The organism is Pseudoalteromonas sp. Ps84H-4 (assembly GCF_024124645.1).
Lineage (GTDB): Bacteria > Pseudomonadota > Gammaproteobacteria > Enterobacterales > Alteromonadaceae > Pseudoalteromonas > Pseudoalteromonas lipolytica_C.
Window position 1 is genome coordinate 128,698 of record NZ_JAMXSK010000002.1, and the last position, 16,815, is coordinate 145,512.

A 16,815-nucleotide genomic window follows, 5' to 3' on the forward strand; every position below is an offset into this window, starting at 1 on the left:
TAAGCTAGGAAAGCTAGCAGTTGGTGGAACGGAATGGCAGAGGATGTAAAAAGTGCATTACATGATGCAACGCCTTCATGGAATGGTTTTAACTACCAAGGAAAAGTTGGGCTCTACGTTTGTCTTAAACTCATTCTTGAAAACTTACAACGAGATGGATTAGATTCTGAAAGTTTTAATAATTTTCTAGGAAGTTATTCAGTTGAATATGAATGGGTTGAAGATTTTTCTATAAAAAACAATGGGGAATACGTTTCACTTCACCAAGTAAAACACAAAGCAGGAAGCGGATTTGGAGATCATGTAAGTGCAGTTGTGACGATTTTAAATCGCAAGCTATGCCGTTTATCTGAAACTGACTTTTTGAAATATATAGATTTAGATGTAGATTATACTGGTTGCACAACTAGAGAACAAAAAAATCAGAGAAAGCTTGAGTGCATTCACGAAAAGCTTGAAGCGATGCGAACATCGGGCTATATAAATGATTGCAATCAATTAACTGAAAATTGGAACAACATAACATCGGAAGTTGAGGGGGTTGACCAAGAACAGTTAAATAGGCTACTTACAGAGTTTCACTTATTCTGCGACCAGACATTTAGCAATTCGAAAGTTTTTTTCCATACAGCTGAGTCAATCTCCGAACCAACTCAAGATATCAATGAATATGCAGGTGTCCCAGAGCATCTTAAAGATCAAACGCGTGGACTTCTCAGTTTATCTGGGATGGGTATATATCTAGGTTTTGATTCACCTCCGGACTATTCTTTAGTTCTTTCTGATTCTAACCTTCTTGTAGAAATTAATAATTTAATTACCAATATCTTAAGCTTTACGTTATCAGGTGAAGCATTTTCAATTGATGAAATTGACAATTATAGAGCAGCTTTGTGTGGAATAATTGATGAGCATATTGCTCAAAGACACAGCGCAATTAGAAGTAGTACTTACGAAGGTGAAGGGTATTTAGAGGAAAGAAACTCTCTGTCCTTTTTAAATTTATTAGCACCTTTGAAAGTTCTAACAAAGCAACAAAATGATGACTATTGGGAAAGGTTATGTGCTAATTGTTTTGAAGATGCATATCTGCAAGAAGTAGAAAGATTAGAATATTTCATAGAGAGAAATATTGAAGAAAACATTAATACCTCTAGAAAGTTAAACCTAGAGAAAAACAGAAAAAGAGTACTTGAGCAGCATAAATACTCAGAGCTGTTAGAAAAACTCAACCCACACCATATACCTATAAGCCCAGTCGCTGAATACTACAGCAACATAACTTGTAAACGTTCAATTAAGGAGGCGTTTCTTCACTTTATTCGTGAACTAGAAAATGAAATTATAGATTTAATGATTAAAGTCGATGAAATGCAGGTCTTTCATACATCCGCAATCGTGATTGAAGGTGATGAACCATATGAGAGAGATTATGAACTTCATAAAATAAAAAGTCTGATTGAACAAAACAATCAACTACTATCTCTTTCTAAATCAACGCATTTAATAATAAAAACATCAGATGAACACGACTTATCAGAGCAATTTGTACAGATGCAAACTATTGCGGAAAGTATAGATGCGGAAAGTACTCAGGAGCATGAGCTCTCGACAAGTAATCCTATCTCAATAAGGTTTGAGTCTGTTCGAGGTGCTTTAGGGAGAATTAAGCAATGAATTGTAAAGAATTAATTTCAACAATAGCAGAAGAGAAAGATTTTGCTGTTTATGAAATTAGCGATTTCAATGTAGAAGATGACATATTTATTGATTTTTTTCTATGTACAAAGGATGACTTTGAGTATTTCATAATATTAAACATTGAATATAGATTGATCGAGAAAGTAAATAACCTGATTCAAGTGGCTATATCGACAAAGATTAGGGCTTATCTTGAACAAAATGAAATATGTAGTTTAACTCATTACTTTGATAAAAACTCCACATTGATTATCACAACTGAAAAGCCTAATTCCTTGACCAGTGAGGAAGTGTATAGAGTTGTATCTACCGTTGAAGAAAATAACTATTATTTCAAGAAACAGGTATTATATTTTACTGCAAGAGAACTTGGCATATTTTTACAAAATCAATCTCAACAAAACAGTTTTACTGAAAAATGTAGCTCTGTAGTCTCAAACCTATCTCGCTATGAGGTTTTTTTATTGGGCTTGGACGAAGAATATGACTTCATTTCTAGGCTTTACGAAAAAGTTCCATTTTTAAACTTAGAAGTCGAAAAGGAAAATAAGCTTAATCTTGATAATATGATTGCAGAAAGTTTAGTTGAATCGGAAATCGAACTTTTACCCGAACTTCTCGCACTTCAAGGTGAATATCAGATTGATGAATGGATCAAGTCAATAGGGGAAGAAAATGATTAAACTAGGAAGATTAAGGTTGAAAAACTTCAAGTCTTTCGGTGAGCCGTTTTTTTTAGATTTTTCATCTTCAGACGTTGTTATTTTTGATGGGCCAAATGGATTCGGAAAGACGACTCTATTTGATGCGGTGGAGATATGTCTCACCCGTAAAATTGGAAGAGTTGTCAATACAGATGGAAAACAGAAAGATACTCATCTTTTAAAGAAAGATAGTACAGAAGTTACGGAGATATTTTTAGAGCTAAAATCAGAAAATATTACTGCTGCTGTTATATATTTGAGAATTCCTCCTCAGACAACACAACAACAAAACAAACCCGCACTTTTCACTTTAGAAAGAATGCTTTTGAGTGAGTGGCCAAGTCAATTTAATGATGATTCTGAATACTCCTACGATGAATCGTTAAATTTGGAGGATTTACTTGGTAATAGTGAATTAGAATCTACTTTTGATTTATTTAACTATGTCCAACAAGAAGAAACATGTCACTTTTTGAAAAACAAGGAAAGTGAAAGGCATAGTATAATTAGTTACCTTTTTGGTTCAATTAGACAAAATGAAGATAGAGGTAAACTTAATTTAATAAAGAAAAAAATAAATGCTCAGTTGAGCTCTTTAAAAGAAGATATAACTGGCCTTGAGTCTGAAAAGGTAAGAGTTAGTGAGTCTTTAGGTCTATTAGTTGACAATAATGAAGATGCTCAAGTTATGGAACCTAGCGGGAAGTTGGAATTCATAACAAATTTTATTCCTATTTCTAATGAACAAATCGGTGGTGCTCGTGACGCGCTTGAAAGGTTGTTATGGCTTACTAAGAACATTGGTGAATATAGTAATTTAGAGTTTAACTATTTTCTAAACTTACTAATTGAACAGCGCGAGCAAGCATTAAAAGATATTATGCTCTCAGGTCATTTGAACAGCTATGAACAAGTGCAAAAAGCAGATAGACATGTTTTAAGTCTTAACAAACTCGGGCTAAAAATTAACAATTTTAGGAGCTTTTTATCTCTAGCTGAATATGAACATTCTGACTTACCAAATTTACTTGAGAAGATATCAAGTTATTTCCCAAATGAGTATTTGAAACACAAGGATAAATTAGATAACTACTTCAAGGCTTCCAAAGAGGTAGGTGGTTATCAAAAAGTTTTGTCTAAGTTGTTAGAAAGTAGAAAAAACTTGAAAACATGCTTTGATTCTCATATTTCTGAGGTGAGAAGTAGCAAAACTAATTGTCCTTTCTGTGGTGATTTAAAAAACTCAAATGAACAACTGCGGTTAGAGTATGAAAAACAATCAAAAGTGTTTGAGGAGCTTCAATCTGACACGTTATCAGCTCTTAATTTGTTAGAGACTGATTTAAGGAAAAACTTAGTATCTAAATGCACAAAAAAAGCAAATAGGTTTATTGAAAAATACAGCCGGTTATTGGATTTCAAACTAGGATTGGAGGAAGTTGTCTTACCCCGAGAGCGATGGGAGAGGATGCGTAAAGTTATAGAGTGGCTCAACATCAATGAAATTGAGTTTAGTCAATTTTGTAAGGCTGACTCATCAGTTTTCTTAGGCGAGAAAGGTCTATATAGAATACAGGAATTTAAATCATCTTTAAGGAACGTATCAAAATCAATAGAAAGTGAGATTTCATTTGATGAGATAAAATCCACTTTAAAAGGCTTTGACTTAAGTGTTGTATCCAACCAGGTTCTCAATAGTAAGGCAGACCAGTTGACTGGTTCAGACGTTGAATTAGATTTGAAATTTTTGAACCTTGTTAAATTAAAGTTTAACTCAGATAAGTTAACAGCGCTAGATGAACGCATTAAGAAATTACAGATTTTACATGGGACACTTTCTAGAAAAGAATCTACGATTAAAGGCATACATAGTAAATATACGAAGAAAATCAAAGAATACGAAAAGTCAGTAGCTAAGCAATTAGCTATTCCATTTTATATTTACAGTAGCAAAATATTGCAAACAAGACCTGATGGGAATGGTGCCTTTTTACAATGTGCTGAGTCTACAAAAGATAATGGCTTTATCAGGTTTACTTCTGGTTTAAATGATGCTCATGACGCTTGGAATACTATGAGTTCAGGACAACTTTCTGGGCTAGTGATATCGTTTATGCTAGCAATGAACAAAGTTTATCCTACCCAACTAAAAACACTTTTGATTGATGACCCAGTACAAACGATGGATGAAATGAACTTAGCATCCTTTGTTCAGCTATTAAAATATGAGTTTAAAGATAGCCAATTAATTCTTTCAACTCATGAGAGGAAAGTAGCAAACTTCTTAGCTTATAAATACCAGTTACAAACAGAGCCAAAGCTTGTGAACATGAAAAAATTGAAGTTAGAACCTACCACTTAGTAAAGTTGAATTTGGCCAAAATGGTGGCCTGTGACCACAATAACGAAGCGAAAGCCCATTTATAAATTTGAACTACTTATTTTCAAAGTATCAGAAATGCTGTGGATTGCCTGATACTTCGAGGACTTGTAGTGCCTGAACAAAAGTCACAATTACTACGTACAGCTCAGCGACAGGCCAGGACGATTGTTGAACTGTCAGGCTGTAAATTAAATCAAGCGCAAATGACATTAGCGATAGACGTATACGGGTATAAATCTTGGGCTAAGTTAAAACATAGTATTGAAAGTGGTCTATTAACTGAAGAGATGGTCTGCTTACTTTCACATGAACATGCAAATCCTGCTTTGCTGATTGAAACTATTAAATCTTTATGGCCAAGCTGGCAAAGCGGATTTGCCAAAGTAAGCTATCTGAAAAATGTTAGTTCTTTGACTTTAATAGCTTCTATATTGAAAATTGATCAGGTTGATTTAGAGAAGATAATTGATATAGACTAATTTCAATCGTAAGCAATTTGCTTATGGCTGGGCTGTGCGGACAGCCTGTGCCACCAAAATGACGAAGCCGAGCATCCGCAACAATTTATCTAATGATTCAACGTAAGCCGTAGTTAGGTGGACTGCTGTTTACAGGAGATCGTTATGATAAAGTGTAATTGTATAAAACGTAACTATTCTGAAACCGCTAAGTTCACTCCTTTTCAAAAACATTTAATTAGGTATATACCTTGCTCAGTTTATGACGTTGAGGAAACAGAGCACTATCTTGACAAAGTTCTCACTTTTACCTACCGGAATGAATCAATATTAGATGTTACCGAGCATCTAGGTAAATGTATTAATTATGTTTTATTTCACCTTATACCTGAATATGATGCTGCTGATGATTCCAATATTTTCAGTTACTTAAGATCTTACAAAGCAGAGCTTCGTATTCCAATTCATGAACTGCCACACTTCTCCAAGAGCCAGGATGCGTTTCGTCAGCACCGATTATTCTCTATATTTGAAGAGATAGATAAAGGTCCTATATATTCGAGCCTAAATGAGCTATTGGAAGAATGCGGTATAGATAAGCCTGCATTTGAGAGGCTGCTTAAATCAACAGTTTCCAATTCGCTCGAAGATTTTGATTTGGATGGTCCTTTGTCATTTTCATTCATTGAGAAGTTAAGAAGTAGTCCTGAGTGGCATCAATATGAAGAATTATTGAAATATTATAGCTAAGCTATTGGGGAGCTAAACTGAGAATGTTGCATAATTGTTAAATCTAAAAAGTGTAAAGAATGGGCTGATTGACTCCGGTTTTAAGCATTAATTTTACGGAATGATTTGTTTTGTAAGAATAAAATAATAAAAGAACACCATCTAAAATTTGGTTTTTATTATTAAACAGTGACTTATAGATATTCATTCACTCACTCACGCAGTCAACTGAGGATTTTTTACAGTTACTTCCCTTCTAGACAAAGACAAAATTGAAAATGTATAAGAGAGCCGCTAAATAGCGGCTCTTTTTTTAACTAAAAATAATGTTGAAAAATAACTTAGGATGCATGCTGGCCGCACAAATTTACCCACTCATTTTGTCCTTTACTTTGCATTGAATCGTTTATCTTTTAATTGAGTCTGTGAAGCTAGGATTAGTGCTTACGTTCTTTTTTATGGCTGCAAGTATGCCTGGAGCAGAGTTACAAATACTGGCGATATCAATCGTATGGTCTAAGTTTAATAAAAAACTTTATTCCTACACCCATGAAAATACTTAGTAAGATAAGCTTTCAACAAGCGCTAGCAGCAGTGATTGCATTTGCTTTGGTTGTGATGCTTACAACATCTTATATTGTTATTGATGCGTCCCTGCAAAAAAAGCAGCTTGTGAGTCAAGATGCTGAATTTATCAGCGAAGTATTGATGATAGATAAAATAGCGCATGAAACGGCAGTCGAAAGGGGATTAACTGCTGGCTTTATTGGTTCAGGGTATCGCAAAAACGGTGACAAAGTTGCTAAGCAACGCTTGATTGTTGATAAAGTTTTTAACGAATTTTCTAATTATACTCAAACGAAAAAACACTCAATAGCCCTATTTACTGCAGTGTTAGAAAAGCACAAAAATATAAAAGCGTTAAGAGAAAATATCGATAGGCAGCAAGGAAAATCAGCGTTTGCCGTTTATTCTAATGCCAACCAGTTTATGTTGGATGTTGCTAACAGCCGGGTTTCACACATTAGACAATCCGAAGCAATCTCTTCAGGTTTAGCTATTATCAGAATGTCTTTGTTAAAGGAGAGGTTAGGCCAGATTAGAGGAAAGGTGAATGGTATTTTATCATTACAATCAATATCTAAAGATAGTCAGGTTCAAGTTGCTGGCTATTTTAATAATATTGAAGAAAGTTTGGCTATGCTCGCTTTAACACTCACCGCAAAAGAAGATAAAGCATGGCTATCAGAATTGACTAATTCACAAGCCTTTAAAGGTATTAAGGCAATTATCGAAAACCTAAATCAAGAAAGTGGCAAGCTGGCTTTGTCTTACCCAGAACCTTCGGACTGGTTTAGTTTGTCAACGGACTTAATTGGCAAAATTCACAAGCGTATTACTGAAAAACAAAGCGCGTTAGAGTCGCTTATCGAGGAAAAGCACGTTGATGCTAAAATGGAGGCTGTGGTAACGGTAGGTCTTGCGATATTTTTTATTACTTTTTTTATCGCCTTCGGTTTATTTGTAATCAAGGCACTTGCTAAAAAAGTTAGAAAAGTACGAGATTTAATTGGAAAAATTGCTTCAAGCCATGATTTAACAGTGAGGATTGATGACCAATCGAGTGATGAAATAGGTGCAATTTCTAGAAGTGTTGATGAGTTGGTAGATACCCTCACTAAGTTGATACGGCAAGTGCAACAAGCAAACAGCAGTAGCGAATCCAGTGTTAAATCATTAATCACTTTTGCAACAGAACTTTCAGAGTTAGTTGAGAGTGTTAATTCAACCACATCGGTGCTTCAAGATAGCTTCGCGAGGCTATCTAACCAGATCGAGCAAATTGCACTGTCAGCAGATGAAAGCTCTAAAAATACAGCAAAGGCAAATGACTTATCGAATAATACAAAGCAAATAATTGGCACAAATAAAGTGAGCATTAACTCACTATCTACGCTGATTCAGCAGGCTCATCAGCAATCAGATTCGTTAAGTGCAAAAACGAACAGTATTCAATCAGTGCTTGATACAATTTCGAGTATTGCTGAACAAACTAATTTACTAGCCCTTAATGCTGCTATTGAAGCTGCTCGAGCGGGTGAACAAGGGCGTGGTTTTGCTGTTGTTGCAGACGAAGTGCGGGGTTTAGCAACGCGTAGCCAAGATTCAACATCAGAAATATCTTCAGTGCTTGATGACATAAAGCAGCAAGTGCAACAACTTCAGGCGTATATGGAAAATACCTCTGAATCAACGCAGAAGGTGAGTGAAAATAGTGAAAATGCGCTCAAGAATATCGATATTTTGACAACTAATATCACTGAGGTGAGCGGCCAAACAAACATGGTGTCATCAGCGATTGAATCACAAAATCAGTTAGCTGAAGAAGCGAGTAAGGCAAGCCAAAATATCACTGAAAATATGCAGGAAGTACAAACCGAATTGGCGCTATTATCTAAATTGATAAAAGATTTAGAACAAGCTCAATATAAGACATCAAATGCTATAAATGTATTTAGAGTAAATACATCTTCATGAGCCTGGTGTGCATCAGCTACGCTGTCATGATGGCGCTTATTTTTGCGGGTAATGCGCATCTACGAAGGCTAAATAATAATGCCTTTCATCATTACAAACAGTTATCTTGGGGTTGATTACAGGTTACTGTAAAAGTTTGCGTATCTTTATTTAACTCTGTTGCAGAGATTCAGTTGCGACTTTTTGAATTGTTGATTACAAAATAATTCTCATTACCAGTAAATGCTAGGTTGTTAAATTTACGGAATTTTTGACAGCGTTGGTATTAGGATTCTTCTGAAATTACTTTTAATCAGCCTGTAGCCTTGTATTTATGGGGTTCTTGAACAACACTTTGTATATCTTTGGGCAACAAAATTGTGAAATGAAAAAAGACTTTGCTTCACAGATCAAGCGACCAGTGGTCATTTATGTGACGATTGTGCTTTTGCTTGTGGTTGTTTTTAACATTTTTCTTAATGATGTACTTCATGACAAGGTTCATCATACTGGCACTGAGCTGGCTAAAGAAGTATATGAATTAAACTTAGATCCTATCACCTCGCAAGACATTATCGCGTCTATTGTAAAAAGTCAGGGTTTTGTCTTGGATGTAGCTGACTTGCCGCAAAACTTTGCAAATTTTATTGATGTAGAGCAAGAAGTATTTAGTTATAAAACAGTCAGTTTACGATTGTTTCATTGGCCAGCTTGGTTACTAGAAAGCCACTTATTTATTCTATTAAACCTTATTTTACTAGCAACAGGCTATTGGGCTGGGCGTTGGTGGCGAAGTATGGCTAAGTCTACGGCTATTAAAGAGCAACCTGTTATCAAACCGCAAGCATCAGCAGATGCACAAATTGAACCCCAATTTAAATCACAAAAGCTAGCATCGCCAAGGCCTTTACCGCGACAAGACCTCAATATTCTTTATGGGGTGCCAACAAGTTATAACCATTTATTTGCTTTGTTCTTTTGGAAAACACCTTTTCCATCTAACCTGGATGTTGATAACTACTTTAAATTAGTAATTGCGAAAGGTTTTGGTGAGTTGGTTAATCGTTCCGTTAAGTTGCTTCCTTCAGGTGGCATCGCGGTTACTTTAAATAACATCCCTGCAACTGAGCTTGATAAATACACCAAACGGCTTCATCAAGTTATTTACCAAGCGTGCTTAAACTATCGCAGTGATTTATCACGTGCTGATGTCAAGATCGGTGTTTGTAATTACCGAACAGGAGCAGACCAAGCTGTTGTATATCAGCTAACTAAATCAGCATTGGCTATGGCTAAACAAAGTGCATGGCAACATATTCATCGCTTGCCGTTCGGGCATACCCAATCAAGCATGTTAGCAGACAGTAAAGAGCACTTGTTTGAGTACATTAAAAACAAACATTTTATGTTGTTTTTTCAACCTTTGTTCGATTTACAAACAGGTGAAATTTTACAGCATGAAGCGTTAATTCGCATTCGCCATAAAAATTTGGGGTTATTGGCAGCTCGGCATTTTATTCCTCACATGAGCAGTAAAAATGACGTGTTGTTTTTAGATAAAATCGTTATTACTCAAGTGAAGAGAATACTCTCTAACGAAGCTGGTGCAATCACAGTCAGTATAAACCTACATGCTATGAACTGGTTCAATGACAAGTTTTGGGTTTGGTTTAAAGAACATATGAGTGACTATGAGGGAATTAGTAAACTTCAATTTGAACTCAGTGAAGATGATTATCTACGCCAACATAAAAAATTAATCTCACAGTTTAAGTGTTTAGAGAAACTGTCGGCTGGTGTGGTAATTGATAACGTGAGAAGTGCAGAGCACTTAGCTACTTATGCGCAGCTTAATAATATACGCAGTATTAAACTGGCCTATGAGCTAATACATAATATAGATACAAATGCTCAACAACAGAAGATCGTAAAACAGATTATCAATAAGGGCAGCGAATTAAGCTTTCCTGTTTATGCGGTGGGGGTCGAGACGCAAAATGAACTTGCGACCCTCAAAAACTTAGGGGTGGTTGCAGCTCAAGGCTTTTACTTTGCTGAGCCCTTACAAAAGTTAGCAGATATAACACCGCATAGCTAATACAGCTAATTAGTCGATTAAATTGCGGTATCGCAAGCCATCTAAACCTTGTAGCCCACCTGTATGAATCGCAATAATGTGTGTGTGTGGAGCAAAAAAGCCCTGCTCAATGAGTTGCCATAGTGCATACATCATTTTGCCACTGTAAATAGGTTCAAGAGGAATGTCGTGCTGGTGGTTAAATGCTTGACAAAACTGCCACAAATTAGCACTAAACTTGCCATAACCGCCATCATGAAAGTCACATAACAGCTGCCAGTTTTGTTGTTGTTTGGCGCGGTTGCTCAATTGTTTAATGTCAGTTATTAAATACTCAGCTTGCTTAAGTACAGCCACCCCTAATACTGTTGTACTTTGTGATGCGCCCTCAATTAAACCTGCTAGTGTTCCGCCACTTCCCGTAGGGCATATAATATAGTCTGCTGGGGGAAGGCTTTCGGCCAACTCTTTGCAGCCTAGAAGGGCTGCTGAATTAGTGCCGCCTTCAGGTAAAATATAAGCATTAGGAAATTGATGTTGTAATTCAGCTAAGTAATTTTGATCATGCCTCAACCGGTAAGTAACACGGTCAACTGGATGTAAATTCATGCCACATTGCTTTGCATAGCGCAGTGTTGGATTTTCGCTATCAAGTTCGGGACCCCGAATTATACCATGAGTAGTAAAACCAAATAGTTTCCCCGCAGCAGCGCTGGCATGGATATGATTTGAAAAAGCACCACCAAAAGTGAGTAATTCAGATTTTCCAAGTTGTTGCATTGCGGCTAAATTAAACTTTAGTTTACGCCACTTATTGCCACTAATTTGCGGGTGAATAAGATCATCTCGCTTTATGGTGAGCTGAATTTTACGAGCAGCCAATAAGGGATGGTTTATGGTTTGTAAAGGTGACTCAAAAGAACTATACACAGCAGCAATTTTAATAAAAAACACGCTCTATTGTAGCAAACTGATCATCAACTAAGAAATTAAACTAAAATGATTTTGTTATTTACTGGCATCAACTAAGGTAATAGTTGTAAACTCAGATAATAATTGAACAAAGCTTGTGTTTTGCTTTCCAAGTACATAGCATAAGAGTTTAATTATAAAAAAATAATAATGACCAAATAATTGCCGCTTTTTGGGAATGGAATATATGCGAATCGCTCCTTTATCTCTATTTATTTCAGTTAGTTTGCTAGCAACTAGTGCATTTGCACAAGATACTGCTACGGTAACTGGTATAGAGTCAGAGATCAGTAAAAAACAAGCCGAGTACGATAACTCGACTGTTATCCTTGAAAAACACCTAAAAGAAGAAAGTCAGTTACAGAAGCAACTCGAATTATTGCGCGCACGCTCGACAGAGTTAGACAAAGAAAAAAACCAAGCGCTAGATGCAATGAACGAGATGTATCGCCGACTTATTGATGATCCAACAATAGACATTAGCAATGCACAAGCACGCTATCAAAAGGCAGTTGTTGATCACAAACAGAATAAAGATGATATTTCGATGCAATTGGCGGCAATTGCATCGCATAGAAAAGACATTGAGCAAATTCGCGTAGCTAAACATACCCAACTCAATACATTAGAAAGTTTAAAAGAACAACTCGCAACGGCGCGTGTTGAGCGTTTACGTAATGAGTTTACACGTGAAGGTACATTAGAAGTTAATCACACCATCAATTGTAAACGCACCGAAACGCTTGCTGCCTGTGAGCAGCGCGGTCAGCAAATGGGCTTGCAAAAAGCAACTAAACGTTTTGTTGATCAAATTTTTGCTAACTTAACTGAAGAGCGATTGGTTGAACCAAAACGCAATCTTGCGGGTGCGCAAGTTAAGGTGTTAAGTAGCCATGTTGTCAACAGTGCATTTAGCGGTCAAGGTAACTATAACGTCAACTTAAGCGTGACCATGCGCGGTGATGTAAATAGCAGCCGCTTATGTAGTTTACTTAATTTAGATAACCGATTCTGCGCTGATTATGGCTCGCCACTTGCAGGCAACTATCAGTCTAATTACTCGGCATCTTACCCTGATAGTCAGTTAACATTCAGTGACCCTTTGGATAATAGTCAGGTGGTATCGGTATCACGTATGACTAATGAGCCTGTTAGCGATTATTCATCAAAAAAGCCAGTAAAGGTTGAACCGTTACCTGATTTGAAAAAATCTAAAATGGTTGAGCTAACACTTCGTTCTAATGTGTATGATGATGAAGTGTTTATCGATGGCGTGAGTTTTGGTGCGACAAAATTAACCACTTCGTTGCCTGTAGGTTTTCATGAAGTTGAAATTCGCAAGCGTGGTTATAAAAGCTATAAAGCGCGTATTGATCTTCGCAAAGCGCAAACAATTCATGCAAATTTGGTAAAAGAACCAGAGCCAGTTGTTGCAGCGGTTACAGCAGCTGAAAAACCAGCAACGTCTTCACCAGTTGCAAGTATCGTCAATAAAAACAATTCAGCAGGTATCGTTGTTATTCCTGCAGGCAAATTTAAGATGGGCGATATTAACGGCAATGGTTTAGCCAACGAGCGTCCAGTGGTAGAAAAGACCATTGCTAATTCGTTTGCAATGCAAAGCAAGGAAGTGACTGTTGCAGAGTATGAGCGTTTTGTTGCAAATACAGGTTACAAAACAGAAGCTGAAAAAAATCGTGGTTGTGCTTATTACTTAAATGGTGAACCAGTATGGGAAGCTACGTTAAATTGGCGTAACCCAGGTTTCGAGCAAGAAAGTGATTTTCCGGCGGTATGTTTAACCTATAACGATGCAAAAGCATACGCAGATTGGTTATCGGGGCAAACGGGTCAGTTATTTCGCTTACCAAACGAGGTTGAGTGGGAGTATGCTGCGCGAGCTGGTACTGAAACCGAGTACCCTTGGGGTAACGAAATCGGTAAAAACTTAGCGAACTGTGGTTGGTGTGGGAGCGAATGGTCAAATAAAAGCGCTGCACCGACAGGGTCGTTTTCTCCTAATGCATTTGGCCTATTTGATACAGTAGGTAATGTATGGGAATGGACATATAAAAAGCCAGGACAGTCTGATGTAACGGTTCGTGGTGGTGCTTGGAACTTTGCGCCTAGCTTAGCCCGCGTATCAACACGCCTAATTTTAGCGCCAGACTTTCGTGCAAACTATATCGGCTTTCGTTTAGTACGCGAGCGATAAATATTTAAAAAGGAAGCGCTATAAGCTTCCTTTTTTAGCAATTAATTTAAGGCAGTTGCGCTTTTTCATGATTAGCATGATAGAGTGAGAGCAGCTAGTATAAGAACGTATTTTCAAAGGTCATCCAGCCTCATGTTTAAAAAACTCCGTGGTATTTTTTCAAACGATCTATCGATCGACTTGGGTACAGCCAATACCCTAATTTATGTAAAAGAAGAAGGTATTGTATTAAATGAACCTTCTGTAGTTGCTATTCGCCAAGAGCGAGCTGGTGGCCCGAAAAGTGTGGCATCAGTGGGTACAGAAGCAAAGCAAATGTTAGGCCGTACACCGGGTAACATTAAAGCGATTCGTCCTATGAAAGACGGCGTTATTGCTGATTTCTATGTGACCGAAAAAATGCTGCAACACTTTATCAAGCAAGTACATAACAACAACTTTATGCGTCCAAGCCCGCGTGTTCTTATTTGTGTGCCTTGTGGTGCTACACAAGTAGAAAAACGTGCTATTCGTGAATCAGCGATGGGTGCTGGTGCACGTGAAGTGTACCTAATCGAAGAGCCAATGGCGGCTGCAATCGGTGCAGGTTTACCTGTATCAGAAGCAACGGGTTCTATGGTTGTTGATATCGGTGGTGGTACAACTGAAGTTGCTATTATTTCGTTAAATGGCGTGGTTTACTCTTCATCTGTACGCATCGGTGGTGACAAATTTGATGAAGCTATCATCAACTATGTACGCCGTAACTTTGGTAGCTTAATTGGTGAAGCAACGGCTGAAAACATCAAGCATCAAATTGGTTCGGCGTTTAAAACAGATGAGCCTATTGAAATTGAAGTACGTGGTCGTAACCTTGCTGAAGGTGTTCCGCGTTCATTCACACTGAACTCACACGAAATTCTTGAAGCGTTGCAAGAGCCATTAATGGGTATTGTGAGCGCGGTTATGGTTGCGCTTGAACAGTCTCCACCAGAGCTTGCTTCGGATATTTCTGCACACGGTATGGTATTAACCGGTGGTGGTGCATTATTAAAAGACCTAGACCGTTTATTAATGGAAGAAACAGGTATTCCGGTCGTGGTTGCTGACGATCCATTAACTTGTGTTGCTCGTGGCGGCGGTAAGGCGCTAGAAATGATTGATATGCACGGTGGTGACGTATTTAGCTACGACTAATGAAGTTACTTTTTGGTCGTACCATCTCTTTGCAACTGCGACTTTTTGTCGCAGTGCTTTTGAGTGTCGTGCTGATCGTGGGCGATCGCTACACACAAGGTGGTACAACAATTCGCACCAGTTTAAATACCCTAGTTAGCCCACTTATTTATCTCGCCAATTTGCCGTATGAGCTATTTAGTATTGGCGCGAAGAATCTGCACACCCGCGAACAGCTTTTAACTGAAAACGAAGCACTTAAGAAGAAGCAGTTATTGCAAAGCGAGCAACTCCAACAACTGCAATTTTTATCTCGTGAAAACGATAAATTACGTGCTTTGTTAGGTTCATCTGCTAAACAATCAAATCGTAAAATTATTGCCCAGGTATTGTCTGTTCACTCAAACCCATATAGTCATCAAGTGGTTATTAACCGCGGTACTACCGATGGCCTAAGTGAAGGCCAAGCAGTTATTGACGAAATGGGTGTGGTAGGGCAAATCACCCAAGTTGGTTCGACTACTTCGCGCGTGTTGTTAATGACCGACACTACCCATGCCACACCTGTGCGTATTTTACGTAACGATGTACGTACCGTGGTTGAAGGCATAGGTAAAATTAATGTAGTTAAGCTTTCGCACGTTCCGCACAGCCTTGACGTACGTATTGGTGATATTTTGGTTACCTCTGGCCTAGGTGGCACTTTCCCTGAAGGTTATCCGGTTGCTGTAGTAACTGAAATTAACCGTGACGAAGGGCGTCCTTTTGCGCAGGTATATGCTGAGCCAATTGCACAACTTGACCGGATTCGCTTGTTGGTTGTGCTGTGGCGTAATCAGCAGGAGAGCATAAGCAATGAATAGTCGTCACTCTTTGCTGATTGCTATCAGTATTTTCTTTGCATTGGTTATGGCGTTAATGCCGTTACCGATTTCGTTTGAGCCTTATCGCCCAGATTGGGTGTTAATGGTATTAATGTATTGGTCGTTAGCGGTACCACACCGTTTGAACATTGGTACAGCTTGGGTGGTCGGTTTATTAATGGACTTAGCTTCAGGCTCACCACTGGGTGTAAACTCACTGACTTACTCAGTGTGTATATTTATCACTGCTAGTAACTTCCAAAAGATTAGAAACTTTTCTTTATGGCAGCAAAGCATTTTAGTTGCTTTGTTTTTAACGCTTTACCACCTTATGCAGTTTTGGCTAAATCACTTTTTAATGGGCATTTATTTTAGTCCGCATTATTTGTGGCCTGTGCTAACAGGTATGCTTTGCTGGTGGTGGATTTTCTTAATTTTGCGTAAATATCGCCGTCATTTCAGGATTAGATAATGCAGACCGCAATTTATTTGGCGTCTGCATCACCGCGCCGAAAAGAGTTGCTCAGCCAGCTTGGCGTTGAGTTTTCTCAATTTAGCGTTGATGCAGATGAAAGCCAATTTCCGAATGAATCTCCTCGTGATTATGTTGAACGCTTAGCTAGACTCAAAGCACAATCAGGTGTAGCTATGGGCTACACTGATCGCCCTGTGTTAGGAAGTGATACTGTAGTCGTCATTGATGATACAGCCCTAGTTAAACCTGTTGACCAAGCAGACTTTACAGCCACTATGCAGCGCTTATCTGGGCGCACCCATCAAGTGATGACAGCCGTTGCAATTGCAAATAGTGAGCAAGTAAAAAGTTGTGTTGTTGTCACTGATGTGACATTTAAAAAGTTAAGTGATGAAGAAATTGATGCTTACTGGCATTCGGGTGAGCCCCAAGATAAAGCTGGCGGTTATGGCATACAAGGCTTAGGCGGACGCTTTGTTAGCCATATTTCGGGTAGCTATTTTGCGGTGGTCGGCTTACCTTTATATGAGACTGAACAGTTATTAAATGAATTTTTAAGAGGGTAA

Annotated in this window: 13 protein-coding genes; 12 read left to right on the top strand and 1 reads right to left on the bottom strand. The window is 37.9% G+C overall.

Annotated elements, in window-relative coordinates:
- Positions 1 to 33 precede the first annotated feature (33 nt).
- The 7 genes from NH454_RS03055 (at position 34) to NH454_RS03085 (ending at position 10,590) form a co-directional block, all read left to right on the top strand.
- Positions 34 to 1,677, top strand: coding sequence for an ABC-three component system protein (locus tag NH454_RS03055; protein ID WP_253038206.1), 1,644 nt, complete (start codon positions 34 to 36; stop codon positions 1,675 to 1,677).
- On the top strand, positions 1,674 to 2,384 hold the full coding sequence (locus tag NH454_RS03060) for an ABC-three component system middle component 1 (RefSeq protein WP_253038208.1): 711 nt from the start codon (positions 1,674 to 1,676) through the stop codon (positions 2,382 to 2,384). The genes NH454_RS03055 and NH454_RS03060 overlap by 4 nt, the downstream gene beginning before the upstream one ends.
- Complete coding sequence (locus NH454_RS03065) at positions 2,377 to 4,767, top strand: AAA family ATPase (protein WP_253038210.1); 2,391 nt, start codon at positions 2,377 to 2,379, stop codon at positions 4,765 to 4,767. The genes NH454_RS03060 and NH454_RS03065 overlap by 8 nt, the downstream gene beginning before the upstream one ends.
- Positions 4,768 to 4,898: 131 nt before the next feature.
- The gene (locus NH454_RS03070) at positions 4,899 to 5,267 is read left to right on the top strand and encodes a hypothetical protein (RefSeq protein WP_253038211.1); all 369 of its coding nucleotides are present in this window, start codon (positions 4,899 to 4,901) and stop codon (positions 5,265 to 5,267) included.
- A gap of 144 nt (positions 5,268 to 5,411) precedes the next feature.
- Positions 5,412 to 5,996 carry a hypothetical protein gene (locus tag NH454_RS03075; RefSeq protein ID WP_253038212.1) on the top strand — a complete coding sequence of 195 codons (585 nt, stop codon included), beginning with the start codon at positions 5,412 to 5,414 and terminating at the stop codon, positions 5,994 to 5,996.
- Positions 5,997 to 6,524: 528 nt separating this feature from the next.
- Positions 6,525 to 8,513: a methyl-accepting chemotaxis protein gene (locus tag NH454_RS03080; RefSeq protein ID WP_235382202.1), complete on the top strand. Its 1,989-nt coding sequence runs from the start codon at positions 6,525 to 6,527 to the stop codon at positions 8,511 to 8,513.
- Between the two features lie 364 nt (positions 8,514 to 8,877).
- Positions 8,878 to 10,590 (top strand): EAL domain-containing protein, encoded by a 1,713-nt coding sequence (locus NH454_RS03085; protein WP_199527305.1) that lies wholly within the window; start codon positions 8,878 to 8,880, stop codon positions 10,588 to 10,590.
- A 9-nt stretch (positions 10,591 to 10,599) separates the two neighbouring features.
- Here NH454_RS03085 and NH454_RS03090 read toward each other — a convergent pair whose 3' ends face one another.
- Positions 10,600 to 11,508 carry a pyridoxal-phosphate dependent enzyme gene (locus NH454_RS03090; RefSeq protein WP_135926193.1) on the bottom strand — a complete coding sequence of 303 codons (909 nt, stop codon included), beginning with the start codon at positions 11,506 to 11,508 and terminating at the stop codon, positions 10,600 to 10,602.
- A 220-nt stretch (positions 11,509 to 11,728) separates the two neighbouring features.
- Between NH454_RS03090 and NH454_RS03095 the strand changes: the two genes are divergently transcribed.
- The 5 genes from NH454_RS03095 (at position 11,729) to NH454_RS03115 (ending at position 16,815) form a co-directional block, all read left to right on the top strand.
- Positions 11,729 to 13,756: an SUMF1/EgtB/PvdO family nonheme iron enzyme gene (locus tag NH454_RS03095; RefSeq protein WP_235382203.1), complete on the top strand. Its 2,028-nt coding sequence runs from the start codon at positions 11,729 to 11,731 to the stop codon at positions 13,754 to 13,756.
- A 132-nt stretch (positions 13,757 to 13,888) separates the two neighbouring features.
- Positions 13,889 to 14,932 (top strand): rod shape-determining protein, encoded by a 1,044-nt coding sequence (locus NH454_RS03100; protein WP_054552787.1) that lies wholly within the window; start codon positions 13,889 to 13,891, stop codon positions 14,930 to 14,932.
- Complete coding sequence (mreC, locus tag NH454_RS03105) at positions 14,932 to 15,774, top strand: rod shape-determining protein MreC (RefSeq protein WP_054552786.1); 843 nt, start codon at positions 14,932 to 14,934, stop codon at positions 15,772 to 15,774. The genes NH454_RS03100 and mreC overlap by 1 nt, the downstream gene beginning before the upstream one ends.
- The gene (gene mreD, locus NH454_RS03110) at positions 15,767 to 16,246 is read left to right on the top strand and encodes a rod shape-determining protein MreD (RefSeq protein ID WP_135922714.1); all 480 of its coding nucleotides are present in this window, start codon (positions 15,767 to 15,769) and stop codon (positions 16,244 to 16,246) included. Before mreC ends, mreD begins: the two co-directional genes overlap by 8 nt.
- Positions 16,246 to 16,815: a Maf family protein gene (locus tag NH454_RS03115; RefSeq protein WP_135922713.1), complete on the top strand. Its 570-nt coding sequence runs from the start codon at positions 16,246 to 16,248 to the stop codon at positions 16,813 to 16,815. The genes mreD and NH454_RS03115 overlap by 1 nt, the downstream gene beginning before the upstream one ends.